This window comes from Paenibacillus mangrovi (genome assembly GCF_022898935.1).
Classification (GTDB): Bacteria; Bacillota; Bacilli; order Paenibacillales; family Paenibacillaceae; genus Paenibacillus_AQ; species Paenibacillus_AQ mangrovi.
In genome coordinates, this window is record NZ_JALIRP010000009.1 from 95,341 (window position 1) to 108,354 (window position 13,014).

General features: G+C 46.3%; 14 protein-coding genes. 11 read left to right on the plus strand and 3 right to left on the minus strand.

Annotated elements, in window-relative coordinates:
• Positions 1–9 precede the first annotated feature (9 nt).
• Positions 10–333, plus strand: coding sequence for a nitrite reductase small subunit NirD (gene nirD / locus MUG84_RS20725; RefSeq protein ID WP_244728433.1), 324 nt, complete (start codon positions 10–12; stop codon positions 331–333).
• A 1-nt stretch (position 334) separates the two neighbouring features.
• Entirely contained in the window at positions 335–1,090 is a 756-nt protein-coding gene (locus tag MUG84_RS20730; protein ID WP_244728435.1) for a formate/nitrite transporter family protein, read from the plus strand.
• A 286-nt stretch (positions 1,091–1,376) separates the two neighbouring features.
• On the opposite strand, the gene MUG84_RS20735 is transcribed toward MUG84_RS20730, so the two are convergent.
• Complete coding sequence (locus tag MUG84_RS20735) at positions 1,377–2,573, minus strand: acyltransferase family protein (RefSeq protein ID WP_244728437.1); 1,197 nt, start codon at positions 2,571–2,573, stop codon at positions 1,377–1,379.
• Positions 2,574–2,737: 164 nt separating this feature from the next.
• Between MUG84_RS20735 and MUG84_RS20740 the strand changes: the two genes are divergently transcribed.
• The 4 genes from MUG84_RS20740 to MUG84_RS20755 all read left to right on the plus strand — a co-directional run bounded on the left by MUG84_RS20740 (position 2,738) and on the right by MUG84_RS20755 (position 6,971).
• Entirely contained in the window at positions 2,738–3,661 is a 924-nt protein-coding gene (locus MUG84_RS20740) for an AraC family transcriptional regulator (RefSeq protein WP_244728439.1), read from the plus strand.
• 142 nt (positions 3,662–3,803) lie between these two features.
• Positions 3,804–5,114, plus strand: a complete 1,311-nt coding sequence (locus tag MUG84_RS20745; RefSeq protein WP_244728441.1) for an ABC transporter substrate-binding protein — start codon at positions 3,804–3,806, stop codon at positions 5,112–5,114.
• A 72-nt stretch (positions 5,115–5,186) separates the two neighbouring features.
• Positions 5,187–6,134, plus strand: a complete 948-nt coding sequence (locus tag MUG84_RS20750; protein ID WP_244728443.1) for a carbohydrate ABC transporter permease — start codon at positions 5,187–5,189, stop codon at positions 6,132–6,134.
• Positions 6,135–6,137: 3 nt separating this feature from the next.
• The gene (locus MUG84_RS20755; protein WP_244728445.1) at positions 6,138–6,971 is read left to right on the plus strand and encodes a carbohydrate ABC transporter permease; all 834 of its coding nucleotides are present in this window, start codon (positions 6,138–6,140) and stop codon (positions 6,969–6,971) included.
• Between the two features lie 79 nt (positions 6,972–7,050).
• Here the strand turns inward: MUG84_RS20755 and MUG84_RS20760 are convergent, their stop codons facing one another.
• On the minus strand, positions 7,051–7,926 hold the full coding sequence (locus MUG84_RS20760; protein WP_244728447.1) for a TetR/AcrR family transcriptional regulator: 876 nt from the start codon (positions 7,924–7,926) through the stop codon (positions 7,051–7,053).
• A 224-nt stretch (positions 7,927–8,150) separates the two neighbouring features.
• On the opposite strand from MUG84_RS20760, the gene MUG84_RS20765 reads away from it, so the two are divergent.
• The 4 genes from MUG84_RS20765 to MUG84_RS20780 all read left to right on the plus strand — a co-directional run bounded on the left by MUG84_RS20765 (position 8,151) and on the right by MUG84_RS20780 (position 11,605).
• A complete protein-coding gene (locus MUG84_RS20765) occupies positions 8,151–9,581 on the plus strand; it encodes an MDR family MFS transporter (RefSeq protein ID WP_244728449.1) in 1,431 nt (476 codons plus the stop codon).
• Between the two features lie 4 nt (positions 9,582–9,585).
• Positions 9,586–10,233, plus strand: coding sequence for a peroxiredoxin-like family protein (locus MUG84_RS20770; RefSeq protein WP_244728451.1), 648 nt, complete (start codon positions 9,586–9,588; stop codon positions 10,231–10,233).
• Between the two features lie 27 nt (positions 10,234–10,260).
• On the plus strand, positions 10,261–10,635 hold the full coding sequence (locus MUG84_RS20775) for a VOC family protein (RefSeq protein WP_244728453.1): 375 nt from the start codon (positions 10,261–10,263) through the stop codon (positions 10,633–10,635).
• Between the two features lie 424 nt (positions 10,636–11,059).
• A complete protein-coding gene (locus tag MUG84_RS20780) occupies positions 11,060–11,605 on the plus strand; it encodes a cupin domain-containing protein (RefSeq protein ID WP_244728455.1) in 546 nt (181 codons plus the stop codon).
• A gap of 32 nt (positions 11,606–11,637) precedes the next feature.
• Here the strand turns inward: MUG84_RS20780 and MUG84_RS20785 are convergent, their stop codons facing one another.
• Positions 11,638–12,099, minus strand: a complete 462-nt coding sequence (locus tag MUG84_RS20785; protein ID WP_244728457.1) for a winged helix-turn-helix transcriptional regulator — start codon at positions 12,097–12,099, stop codon at positions 11,638–11,640.
• 124 nt (positions 12,100–12,223) lie between these two features.
• Here MUG84_RS20785 and MUG84_RS20790 point away from each other — a divergent pair, with 124 nt between their 5' ends.
• Positions 12,224–12,889: a DUF899 domain-containing protein gene (locus MUG84_RS20790; protein ID WP_244728459.1), complete on the plus strand. Its 666-nt coding sequence runs from the start codon at positions 12,224–12,226 to the stop codon at positions 12,887–12,889.
• The last annotated feature ends 125 nt before the right edge of the window (positions 12,890–13,014 follow it).

Below are 13,014 nucleotides of genomic sequence, written 5' to 3' on the forward strand. Positions count from 1 at the left end.
GGGAGCCGCATGAGCGCTACAAAAGAACTGGTGAAAGTCATAAAGCTGGAGGATCTGAAGCCGCAAATCGGCAAGGAGGTGCGCGTGCTCGATCAATCTATCGCATTATTCCTGCTGTCAAACGGCGAGGTGCGTGCCGTAAGCAACCGATGCCCGCATAAAAACGGGCCGCTGGCCGAGGGGATCGTATCGGGGGAATTCGTTTTTTGCCCGCTGCATGACTGGAAAATCTCGCTGATAACCGGAGAAGTTCAAAAACCGGATGACGGTTGCATCAAGACATACGAGACGGCGGTCATTGACGGTTTCGTCTACGTTGGAGGGCTGAGCTAACATGAAAAACACGATCCCAATCGTTGAAAACGCGGGCGTGGCTAAGGTCAACCTGATGAACCGGAGTTTGGGCAAATACCTCGTCTCTTCCATGCTGGCTGGCTTATTCGTCGGGCTTGGCATCATTCTGATTTTTACGATTGGCGGAATGCTCGCTCCCGCTCATAGCACGAAGATCGTGATGGGGGTCAGCTTCGGCATCGCCCTGAGCCTTGTCATAATGGCCGGATCAGAGCTGTTTACCGGGAATAACATGGTCATGATGGTCAGCACGTTGAACAAGAAAACGACCTGGCTGGATACGTTCAAAATTTGGCTTTACAGCTATGCCGGCAATTTTGCCGGTTCCATGCTGGTGGCGGCGCTGTTCGTTTTTACCGGGCTTGCGAAGGGCAGCACGGCCGACTTCATCAACAACGCTGCGAGCGCGAAGATGAATGCACCGTTTATGGAGCTGTTCATGCGCGGCATTTTGTGTAATACGCTTGTCTGTCTCGCGGTTTGGTGTTCGATGAAGCTAAAGGAAGAGATGGCGAAGCTGGTCATGATTTTCTGGTGCCTGTTCGCCTTCATCACCTCCGGGTTCGAGCACAGCGTGGCGAATATGACCCTTCTGTCAATCTCGTTGTTCATCCCGCATCCGGAGACGGTTTCGTGGGCAGGGATGGCCGCGAATTTGATTCCAGTTACGCTTGGCAACATGGTCGGGGGCATTTTGTTCGTGGGAATTGCTTATTGGTATACCGCGAAGGATTGAGAAGCAGCGGAAGTTTAGTTGTTTATATAAAAGAAATCGAAGGCTTATCACCGCAAAGCAGCCTTATCAGTGGATTGAGCTGCCGGAGAGCTTGTAAGCAAGATGAATAGTAAAGCAGCCATTTTCGGGAAGACCGGGAATGGCTGCTTTTTTTTTGTTTGGGCCCGTTTAGAAGCGGGCATAGAGCAGGATTTGATCGGAGGATGGCCCACATCCTTATATCGCAAGAAAAACTACTGCTAAATGCGGTCTGTCTTCTTTGAAATTACATCGATAGACGTTTTTCTTATATGCTCTTTGCTTTTTCAGCCTGCATAGTGCGTGCCTTTTTCTGAATCAATGGATCGAAGATTCGCTTGCTCCACTGACTGAGTGTGGAAAGGGTTTTTGCATCGATGAATCGATAAAATAAGTGAGCTAGTGCAAAGATGAAGGGGGTGGTTAGCATAACGGTGAAAGTAACGCTAAGGCCGTAAGAGAACAGGGGGTGTAGTCGGTAGAAAATGTAGGATCCCAGTGAGCAGATGATCGTAAAGTGGAGCAGATATAAGGAGAACGATATTTTCCCAAGATAGGAGAACAGTTCTCGGCTGAATAGCGATTGGAGGCGAGAAGAATTCAGAAGGGCTATCAAGGTTAAACATGCGCCTAACGTATGGTAAAACACAAAGAACGAAAAGTTGGACGAGGTCTTCCATACCAGGACGGAATATACAGTGCTCTCGGTGCCTACGTAAGGGTAGGAGCCAAGATATAGGCCTGCGCAAAGAAGAAAGGGGGTGATCCAAGGCCGCTGAATGACGGTCAGCCAATTTCGGCCGCTGTACTTCAGGTCACTAAGAACCATGCCGAGAACAAAGCCCAAGTAATACGAATCAATGAGCAGCACGGTGAGGATCGTATATCCGATAAACCGAAACCTGAATTTTCCGACGGTCAAAAGAAATCCAAAGATGAGGAAGGAACCCAGCAGCTCATAGGTCATGGTCCATAACACGGGATTGTAAGCGGATCCATAAGTGAAGAAAGTGCGGAATAAAGCCTCTTGAATCATGACGAGGACATTTGAACTGGCCACAAAAGGATCAGGCATCGATGACAACGTCGTTTGGCGAATATCGTCAAAATAACCCAAACCCAATAGCATGACCACGTAGGCGAATATGACGGACAGAGCAGCCGGAACGGCCAATCGGAAAAATCTGCGCAGCGCGGAGGAGTAGATATGTATCTTATCTTTTGTGCAAAAATATCGCCAGCTGAGCACAAAACCGCTCAACACGAAGAATACGCAGACGGAAAAATTGCCGTTGAACAATACGTTCAGCGGTGTCCGTGCAGCAAAGCTTTCAAAGGCAAAGTGGACAATCTCCTGTTTTCCTTCAAAGACTGACGGCGCAAATACCTGAAAAAAATGTGAAACAACGACCACGCAAGCCGCCAAACCTCTTAAACCATCCAAATAAGCGATTTTCGATGCCATAAAGGCTTCAACTCCCTGTATTTTTGTAAATTTCAAGGTTCAATTTTATTCGATTTCAGAAAGGAATGATTGTACTAACGTAACGAGTTGTAAAACGCGAAGTGAATAGTAACCGAAGTGCAGGTGTTACGAAAAAGGGGATATGTAGAGAGGAGTTATTGGAGATGAAAAAGCTCGATATCGAACCATTAACCCGCTTAGGGGTGATCTATTTTAACTCCAAGCTGGAGATGCTGGAAGACTTGCATTGCAAGATGTATCGAATGGATACCCTCGTCAGCTTGTCCACCCACTTTCATGACTATTTTCAGATATGGTATGTATCCAAAGGCGAATTTTTACACACGCTCGGCACGCGGCAATACCGAATCAAAAAAGGGGATCTGTTTCTTGTGCCTCCCTTTACGCTGCATCGCATTCAGGCTTTCGAGAAAGAGAAGGTTGAAATTTTAGGCTGTGAATTTATGCCGCCCTTCATCAACGAGAGATTTGACGATCCGTCCGGGGATCAAACGTTTTTTGACGTCAACTATTTGAAGCACTTCTTGCATTCGGACTGCTCTCATCATTCGCAGATTGTTTTTGATGGAGTAACGGATGGGAAAATTCGAAATTTGCTTCAGGATATGCTGAGCGAATATGAAGAACGTACGCCGTTTTTTCAAATCATTCTGAAAGCGAATCTGCTGCAGCTGTTATCGATCATCATTCGTCAGGTGAATGGGGAGCTCGTGAAAGCGGGATTCCAAAAAATCGAAAGGTATCGGGACACGATGAATAAAGTCGTCGAATATATCGATCAAAACGCGCATGAGGACATGAAGCTGGAGCATATTTGCGCCATATCCAATATGTCGAAGCCGACGATTTGCAGGTTGTTTAAAGAGTGGACAGGCAAGACCTTCAACCGCTATCTTGTTGATTTGCGCATCGCAAACGCGCTTGTTCTGCTGCAGCGTCCGTCATTATCGGTCACGGAGGTATGTTATGCCACAGGGTTTAACGAGCTCGCTTACTTCTGCAGAATTTTCAAAAAGTATACCGGCATTTCTCCCAATCAGTTCCGAAAACAGGCCATGAACAAGTAGGTTTAAATTTTAACGATAGTCCAACTTTAAGAGACAAAAGTGAAATTAACTAAAACGCTTACATGCTAACATATGGGATAGTTGATGGCAGCAAAACGCGGGTTCGTTGGTGTTGCTATCACAAGTTGAGGAGGGAAGAGACATGAAGCGAAAAGGGAGTATATTAGGTCTAATCTTCGTATTTTTGCTTGCGATTTTATCCGGCTGCAGCGGGAAAGATACTCCAAGCCCCGGGAAGGAAAGCGGCGAAACGAAGGGCGGCGATTCCAAAAAAGAATCGGTTGAGCTTAGCTTTTGGTATGGATGGACTGGTCCAGAAGGAGAAGCGCTCGAAAAATTGATCAAGAAGTGGAATGATGCCAATCCCGATATTAAGGTGAAAGGGTTGTCGCAAAGCGATTATCAGAAGCAATTGACGGCCATTACGGGAGGCAATCCGCCCGATGTCGCGTCCAATTTCGGTCAGGATGTCGTACCGTGGGGAGAACGGGGCGCCATGATGCCGCTGGATGATTACATCAAGAAGGATAACGTCGATTTGGGCGATTTTGTACCTGCTGCTCTCAGCTCCTCCCAGTCCAAAGGGAAAACGTATGCCATTCCGATTGCCATGCACGTCTCGATGCTGTTTTATAACAAAGAGGTGCTGGAAAAAGCAGGTCTGAGCGGTCCTCCGGAAACGATGGGTCAGCTCAAAGAATACATCACGAAGCTGAGTGTCAAAGAGAATGGAGGAAAACTTCAGCGGCTGGGCCTATGGCCGGGGGTTGATGCCTTTACGTTCAGCTACGCTTATGGCGGATCTTATTACGATGCGGACAAAAAGCAGGTGACTCCGGATAATGCAGGCGTCAAAGCGGCCATCGAGTTCGGAAAAGGGATTTGGGATCAGTTCGGATCCAGTGAGCTGGATCGGTTTGCGTCTGGACTGGGTCAGTACATGTCACCTCAGAATCCTTTCTTCACAGGCAAATATGCGATGACGATCGATGGCGAATGGCTGCCGACATTTATCAAACAGTTCGCTCCGAACTTAAATTACGGCATTGCGCCAATCCCTTACGATGAAAATAATCCAAATCTCAAAAATCCGGGCAACGTATCCACAAGTGTATTTTATATTCCTAAAGGCGTGAAACATCCGGAGGAATCGTGGAAATTCTTGAAATGGATCACGGAACCGGACCAAATGGCGGAGTTTACCGCGGCCATCGGCAATTTGCCTACCAGAACTTCGCTGCAATCCAATGAAATTTACAAGGATGTGCCTGGCTTCCAGGAGTTTTTGCAATATTCTTCGAGTCCGAATTTGCACTCCTTCCCGGCTACAACGTTTTCGTCGGAGTATATGACGGAGTTCTCGACGCAATACAATGCGATTCTTCGCGGAGAAGTCAGCGTGGATGAAGGATTGAAAAGGGTGAAAGATAAGATTCAGCCTCTAGTCAAATAATCCGGACGAGGATCTAACTCAGCCGCTCATAGCGCCGGGTTAGATCCAATCGATCACGAGGAGGACGTGCAGATGAGAGACTCCATCTCCGGCAAAACGTCTTTAAGGAGAAAGGGCTGGACGAGAAGGGAATGGCATTACTTTTGGCTTGGACTCATCTTCGCTTCCCCATGGATCATCGGTTTCCTGGTTTTTACCGTATATCCTTTCTTCAGCTCTCTATACTTCAGTTTGACGGAATATGATCTGTTTAACGCCCCAAGATGGGTGGGCATAGACAATTACAAGGCGATTATGAAAGATCACAACTTTTATAAATCCATCAGCAATACGTTGTTTATGGCGTTCATATCTGTTCCCATCACGCTGCTTTGCTCTTTGCTCATTGCCATGCTGCTGAACTTCAAAGTCAAAGGGATCAATTATTATCGCACGATATATTATCTACCTGCGGTTATTCCTGGTGTCGCGAGCGCCCTGCTCTGGACATGGATGCTGAATCCGGACTTCGGTCTCGTCAACATTTTTCTGCGCTGGGTAGGCCTTCCCGATCCGGCATGGCTGCTAGACCCTCAGTTTACTAAGCCTTCCCTGATTCTGATGGGACTTTGGGGCTCTGGAGCGGGTGCGCTCATTTTTCTGGCAGCTCTTCAAGGCGTTCCGCAAACCTATTATGAAGCAGCGGAGGTCGATGGAGCCAACTGGTGGTATCGGTTTTGGAAAATTACAGTCCCGGCGCTGTCGCCGATTATTTTATTCCAGCTCATTATGGGTCTGATCGGCGCGTTTCAAATTTTTACGGAATCTTACATTCTTGCGGGAGGAAAATCGGGCAACTCCCTTGGCGGCCCCGGGCAGTCGTTATTATTCTACGCTGTTAATCTGTACCAGGAAGCCTTCATGAATCTGAAGATGGGCTACGCTTCGGCGCTCGCCTGGATCCTGTTTATTATTGTCATGCTGATTACGCTGCTGGTTCTGAAAACATCCAGACGCTGGGTCTATTACGGAGGTGAATAGCGGATGAGTGCTGCAAAGCTACTTCGAACGAAAATTTTTCCGCATACGATGTTAATCCTTTTCTCCGTATTTTTTCTATTTCCTTTCGTATGGCTAGTGTTCACCTCGCTCAAGTCGTCGAATGAAATTTTCGAGCTGCCACCGCGGATCATACCGGCATCTTTTCAATGGTCGAATTACAAGGCCGCATTTGAAACCGTGCCGTTTGGCCACTATATGCTGAACACGCTGGTTATCTGTGTGGTATGTATTATTGGTCAATTGTTTGCCGCTCCGCTTGTCGCCTATTCGATTTCTCGAATCCCATGGGTGGGGAGCAAAATTATTTTCGCGATCGTATTGGCTACGATGATTTTGCCGTCGCAGGTGCAATTGATTCCGCAATACATCATTTTTGCGAAGCTCGGATGGATTAATACCATTCTACCGCTTACAATCGGGGCTTTTTTCGGAGCGCCATTCTATATTTTCTTATTGAGGCAGTTTCTCTTAGGCGTTCCCAAAGAGCTGTCTGAAGCAGCAAAAATGGACGGGGCGTCGGAATTCCGGATCTACGCGCAAATTATTCTGCCAACACTGAAGCCTGCCTTAGCGACCGTTGCCTTATTTACCTTCGTGGGTGCGTATACCGACTTTATGGGACCGCTTATTTACTTGAACGATTCTGCCAAATGGACGCTTACGCTCGGTTTGCAGGGATTCCAGCAGGACCACGGGGCGCAATGGGAGAAGCTAATGGCCGCGTCGACGATTATGGCGATTCCGATGATTTTGCTCTATTTTTTCGGGCAAAAATACTATATGCAATCCGGATCTGCTTTTACGGGGTTTAAGTGATTGGAGGCGAAAGAGAAGCAGCCATTTTTCGGGGAGACCGGGGAATGGCTGTTTTGTCTTTTCGGGACTTATGAAATCGTTACAAAAGTAACTTCTGAATCTGGCCAACAATATTTCTTAATTCATGCTGAGACTCCAAGAACTCGATCAGAGCACGAATGAGTATCCGTTTAGGCTCCTCTTTTGCTGCTTCCTCCTTAAGTAACTGAGCAGCTTCATTCAAATCTTCTTTCCTAGAATTCAGTGCTGGCAATTCCTTAATGCTTGACAATAGATTTTCGAAGACATCCGCCCTATGTTTATCGAACGGGATCTCCTTCCCTTCCAGTCCTAATCGAACATACTCAGACATAATGGAAGGCTGAACGATCTGAGAAAAGATATTTTTTACAATACCTGCCGACATGTCGCCCATCCGATCCACAATATAAATTGCAGCATTCTCCAAATGAATAGGATGGTTCACAGCCACGGGCAATTGAGTAAATTCCTTCATCAATCCGAGATATGAAATAACCAACTCCCAAATATACGGTTCCAGTTGCTCCCCAAATGCAGATAATATGCAATCTTTATAATAATTAAACTGTTTAGATCTCAAACAATGACAAAAGGGGATGAACTTCCCTGTCTCCTCGACAAATAGGTTATGATACTCAATGTTGAATTTAAGATCCGTAAAATATTGCATCTGATGCAACGTTTCACGGATAAATCGATCCCTCGGAGAAAGAGTATCATCGGCTTTTATTGCTTCTGCCTGCTCATACATTCGTTGAACACGATCACCGTACACCTCAATGAGTAGATCTTCTTTCGAAGTAAAGAATTTATAAAGCGACGGTTTAGCTATACCGCAATCATTCGCAATATCCTGGATAGAAGTTGATGCATACCCTTTCTCGGAGAACAACCGCATCGCGGACTCCATGATCCTTTGCTTTAACAAGCTCATCTAGACACCTCTTTTTCAAAAAAATGTTTGACATTTCATCAACCGAAGAATATATTATTACCACAGATTACTGATTGGTTTTTATTAAAACCGTACGGTAATAATAACAGATTGATCTATATTCATCAAGTATAAGACATCTCTGTAAAAAAAATCATGGAAAGAAGGTGTTAAAACTGTCAACTCGCATAACAGCCACATCTTCTACTGATCAACCGTTCTCAATGAAGGTAATCATTACACCACTCTTAGCCATCGTCTTCGGAATGATCATGGTCATTTTGGACAGCACCGTCATTAATGTAGCCCTAAACAATTTTCAGCAGGTGTTTGGCAGTACAATATCTACAACCCAATGGACGGTTACTGGGTATACGCTGGCCTTGTCCGCAGTCATACCGCTTGCAGGATGGCTGACTGACAAGTTCGGATCCAAACGAATCTTTTTGATAACCATCTCGATTTTCACAATCAGTTCGGTACTATGCGCCTCGGCCCAGAGCATGCAACAACTCATCTTTTACAGAGTCATTCAAGGACTCGGGGGAGGAATGATAGCACCAATCGGAATGGCTCTCATTTTCCGGCTTGCACCTCCTGATAAACGCGGGTCAGTCATGGGGTTGCTCGGTGTCCCTATGCTAATTGCACCAATTGTGGGTCCCAGCCTTTCCGGTTGGTTGATCGAATTCGCATCATGGGAATGGATTTTCTTGATTAACGTGCCAATCGGATTTATCGCTTTCCTGCTAGGAAAGAAGCATTTGCCCGAATCCGAGAAAACTCAAGTTCCAGGATTAGATATTCTGGGGATGATCCTAGCTCCCATTGCCTTCACAGCGTTGGCATACGGCTTTACCGAAGGCGGCAGATCGAATTGGACATCCAATGAAACATTTGCAGGACTCATCATTGGTGGGATAGCACTTCTTCTCTTCATCATCGTTGAACTTCGTCATAAGCAACCATTATTGGAACTACGCGTATTTCGTTCCCCGCATTTTACCCGAGGGGTACTCCTTATGTGGCTCGCGCAAATTTGCCTGTTTGGAGTTAATATCCTGATTCCTCTCTTCCTACAATCCATCAAGCATTATACTTCTTTTAACACGGGGTTGACATTGCTTCCTCAGGCAGTCGCTGCCATGATTTTCATTTCAGTTGGGGGCAAGTTGTACGACAAGTTCGGCGCTCGTCCGGTATCACTGGCCGGATTTACAATCGTAACCATCGCGCTATTTATGTTTGCACAATTGGGGCAGAATACTTCGCCTATTTGGATACTTCTTCCGTTATTTCTGATCGGAGCCGGTATGGGTCTCACGGTTATGACACTTGAAACATACGTGCTCAGTTCCGCCCCATACAACCTGGTAGGTCGAGTTACACCACTCACGACTTCCACGCTGCAAGTTGCTACTTCGATAGCTGTAGCTGGCTTGACCGGGCTCCTTGCATCCAGAACATCGGTGCATACAGGTCAGGGAGGACATGAGGTCAATGAATTAGCCGCATTTGTTTCCGCTTTTGATGAGACGTTCTACTTGACTGCCGGAATTGCAATAATCGGTGTCATCATCGGAATCTTTCTGCGCAAACCTCAAGTTTATTCCAATGATGAACAAAGTAAAAATCCAATAATAGAGGAGGGCTAAACTCATGATGGGAAATTTAAATAAAAAACTGGAAGTCATTGAACAAAGCCTCAAAGCAAACCTCCCGGACAAGGTTTTTCACAACATCCAACAATCGATAGAAGACGTGCAACAGCTAAGTAACGTGTCTGGTTTACAGGTCGGCGAGAATGTGCCGGACTTCGTTTTACAGGATGCAGTAGGAACGAAGATTCACCTTTATCATGAATTGGCAAAAGGGCCCATAATCTTGACGTTTTACCGCGGCGGTTGGTGCCCGTTTTGCAATCTGCAGCTGAGAGCTTATCAGGAGATTCTTCCCAAAATACAGGAACTCGGCGCTAATCTGATCGCCATTTCGCCGCAAAATCCTGATAACACTTTAAGTCAGAAAGAGAAGGAACAGCTTACTTTCCATGTCTTAAGCGATACCGAAGGTCTTGTAGCTAGTCAATTCAAATTGTTGTTCGACGTTCAAGATTCGCTAAAAAGCGTGTTGGAGGGCTTTGGTGGGAACTTGGAAGAATACAATTCCATGGAGCGATGGGTGTTGCCTGTACCTGCGACTTTTGTGGTTGATTGCCAAGGGGTTATCCGTTTTTCGCACATTGATCCCAACTTTATGCGTCGTGTCGAACCCGAAGATGTTTTGAAAGTACTGGAAACTTTATAAAACCTATTTTTAAAGGAGAGAAGAACAATGGATAATAACAAAGCGGGAACAATGTTTGGAGCAATAGTAGTGACCGTCAATCAGGCCGAAGAAGTGCGTGATTTTTATAAACAGGTCATCGGATGGGACCACATCGAGATGAATAAAGGAGATTATACCGACTATAGAATGACAACATCGGACGGTCAACCAGTTGCAGGGGTTCATCATCAGGCTGGTATTTTTGCCAACGTTCCCTCTGTATGGATCTCCACTTTCTTTGTGAGCGATTTGAGGGCGAGTCTGGAAACGTGTAAAAAGCTTGGGGGTAAAGTGCTAATGGAGCCGATGAATTTCGAAAAAAACAGCGGGGCCGTAATCGAATATCCGGTAGGGGCAATCTGTGGGCTTTGTCAAATGTAATCAGAAATCTCGACATCCCTTTCTGCGTACGCCCAGCATGGGCGTCATCTCTACGGTGAAAGTCCGAAATGAGGGCTAGCGAGCGGTGAAAAGCGAAGACAGCCGAATATCCACAAGGGAGCTTCCATCTGAGAGAAGCGATGAAGCCGTAAGGGTATGTAGGAGCGCCAAGCTCTTCATGCAGTCCGGATCGGCTTTTGCGGGGTTTAAGTAACTGGAGTGCGGAAAGTGAAGCAGCCATTTTTCGGGAAGACCGGGGAATGGCTGCTTTGTTGCGTACTATTATGGCTTGATGAGGTCATGAGGAGGATTTTTGTGTCAAACCTGTTGTAATAATTTACCGTATTTGATGTTAAAGTGAGTATAGTAGCACCATCCATCTTGAAATGCGAACCAAAACACGAAAGAGAAATGAGGTTAAACGATGAGGCAACATCAACCGAACCCTGGTGTTCTGGTTCATCCCGACGGCACGACCGTCACCTGTCTGGAATGGAGCACGGACGATCATGGGGAGTATTTGCTGGTTGAACATAACATCAGCCGGAATGGTGCGATCAACGGAGCGCATTGGCATCCTTCGCTAACGGAGACGTTTACCATAATACAGGGAACCATGCGCTTCAGGGTGGACGGGAAAGACATTTGGGCCGGTCCAGGCGAACGTCTGACAGTCACGCCAGGCCAGGTCCATCAATTTTGGAATGAGAGTGACGGACAGTTGATGATGCGGCATGAGATACGCCCTCCCGGAAACCATTGGCAAATGTTCGCGCTCATTCACAAGTTAGAAACTGAAGGGAAGATGAATAAAAAAGGGATCCCTTCGAATCCGTTATGGTTGGGGCTTGCCTGGAAATCCATGGACGGATATATTGCCGGACCTCCCGTGACTGTTCAAAAGGTCGTTATGGGGGGATTGGCACGAATCGCGAATGCCCTCGGTTATACCGTAAATGGGAATTCTTGATCTGCTCTTGTCCATTTCACATTCGTTTTCCTTTAAGTGATAGCTAATTTACTAACAACACTATCGGGACCAGAAAAAATGGACCCGCCGTTGCGAACGGTATCGCGAATAAGTCTTATCATTGATTCTCGATCGGCTTTCACCGCGGAAATCCAATTCTGTGGCGCATCGGTCTCAGGGTCGTACAGGGCGCCCCAACCGGCTAACTCAAGCAATATTGGTATTAAATCCAAGCCTTTGTCCGAAAGAAAATAAACCTCTTTGCGCTTATCTGTAGCGTGGGGCTTTTTAACGAGAATGCCTTTCAACTCTAAATGAGCAAGGCGGCTGGCCAGTATATTTGATGAAATTCTCTCTTCAGACTCAATGAACTCCCCGTAGGTGTTCTTTCCGAAATATACGATGTCTCGGATAATCAGCAAAGACCAGGTATCGCCAAAAGCCTCTAAAGAAAAATTAATCGGGCAGTGTGATTTAGGATCTGAACGTTTCATAAGACCAATTTATCATACTTGCATAACAAAAGCAATATAACTTGCATTATGAAAGTAATAATCGTATACTGGGATCATTGCAGCATGTTTAAAATTTCCAATTCATGTAGGGAGGATGGATTATATGAGCATTTCTTCAATGCCTCAGATCGTTTCAGAAGAAGAGTGGCAGGTTGCTCGTCAAAAACTGCTCGTCAGAGAAAAGGAACTCACCCGCGCGTTAGACGCACTTGCTGCGGAGCGCAGAAGGCTGCCGATGGTGCGAATTGAAAAAGATTACGTGTTCGAGGGGCCAAACGGCACAGCGAGCCTGCTTGATCTTTTCGACGGGCGTCGGCAACTCATCGTCTATCATTTCATGATGGATCCAGGATCCGACCATCGCTGCCGCGGCTGCTCATCCTTTGTCGACAACATTGGTCACCTAGCTCATCTGCATGCCCGTGATACTTCCTTCATCCTCGTTTCGCCAGCACCCTTTACACAGATCGAATCTTTTCGAAAGCGTATGGGTTGGACACTCCCTTGGTTCTCCTCAAACGGCGACAATTTCAATATCGACTGCGGCGCAGGCAAAGGATTTGGCTTGAGCATCTTCCTCCGTAATGACGATAGTGTGTTTCGAACCTATTATACGACGGCACGCGGTGTAGACAGGATCAGAGCCGATTTCAATCTCCTCGATCTGACGCCTTACGGTCGTCAGGAGGATTGGGAGGATTCACCTGAAGGGTGGCCGCAAACACCTCCATACACGTGGTGGCGATTACACGACGAGTACGAAGTATGACCCAGGATGTTTTTTCCTAATTATTTTTGTCGTAATGTATGTATCATGATAGTAAAGGAGCTGAGCATATCGCTTAGAAACAAGTGATATGCTCATTTTTTGATGACTTCAGCTTCCATGAAAAA

Bases quoted from the DNA above. Each gene is read 5' to 3' on its own strand.
- nirD (WP_244728433.1), top strand. From the start codon at position 10: ATGAGCGCTACAAAAGAACTGGTGAAAGTCATAAAGCTGGAGGATCTG.
- MUG84_RS20730 (WP_244728435.1), top strand. From the start codon at position 335: ATGAAAAACACGATCCCAATCGTTGAAAACGCGGGCGTGGCTAAGGTC.
- MUG84_RS20735 (WP_244728437.1), bottom strand. From the start codon at position 2,573: ATGGCATCGAAAATCGCTTATTTGGATGGTTTAAGAGGTTTGGCGGCT.
- MUG84_RS20740 (WP_244728439.1), top strand. From the start codon at position 2,738: ATGAAAAAGCTCGATATCGAACCATTAACCCGCTTAGGGGTGATCTAT.
- MUG84_RS20745 (WP_244728441.1), top strand. From the start codon at position 3,804: ATGAAGCGAAAAGGGAGTATATTAGGTCTAATCTTCGTATTTTTGCTT.
- MUG84_RS20750 (WP_244728443.1), top strand. From the start codon at position 5,187: ATGAGAGACTCCATCTCCGGCAAAACGTCTTTAAGGAGAAAGGGCTGG.
- MUG84_RS20755 (WP_244728445.1), top strand. From the start codon at position 6,138: ATGAGTGCTGCAAAGCTACTTCGAACGAAAATTTTTCCGCATACGATG.
- MUG84_RS20760 (WP_244728447.1), bottom strand. From the start codon at position 7,926: ATGAGCTTGTTAAAGCAAAGGATCATGGAGTCCGCGATGCGGTTGTTC.
- MUG84_RS20765 (WP_244728449.1), top strand. From the start codon at position 8,151: ATGAAGGTAATCATTACACCACTCTTAGCCATCGTCTTCGGAATGATC.
- MUG84_RS20770 (WP_244728451.1), top strand. From the start codon at position 9,586: ATGATGGGAAATTTAAATAAAAAACTGGAAGTCATTGAACAAAGCCTC.
- MUG84_RS20775 (WP_244728453.1), top strand. From the start codon at position 10,261: ATGGATAATAACAAAGCGGGAACAATGTTTGGAGCAATAGTAGTGACC.
- MUG84_RS20780 (WP_244728455.1), top strand. From the start codon at position 11,060: ATGAGGCAACATCAACCGAACCCTGGTGTTCTGGTTCATCCCGACGGC.
- MUG84_RS20785 (WP_244728457.1), bottom strand. From the start codon at position 12,099: ATGAAACGTTCAGATCCTAAATCACACTGCCCGATTAATTTTTCTTTA.
- MUG84_RS20790 (WP_244728459.1), top strand. From the start codon at position 12,224: ATGAGCATTTCTTCAATGCCTCAGATCGTTTCAGAAGAAGAGTGGCAG.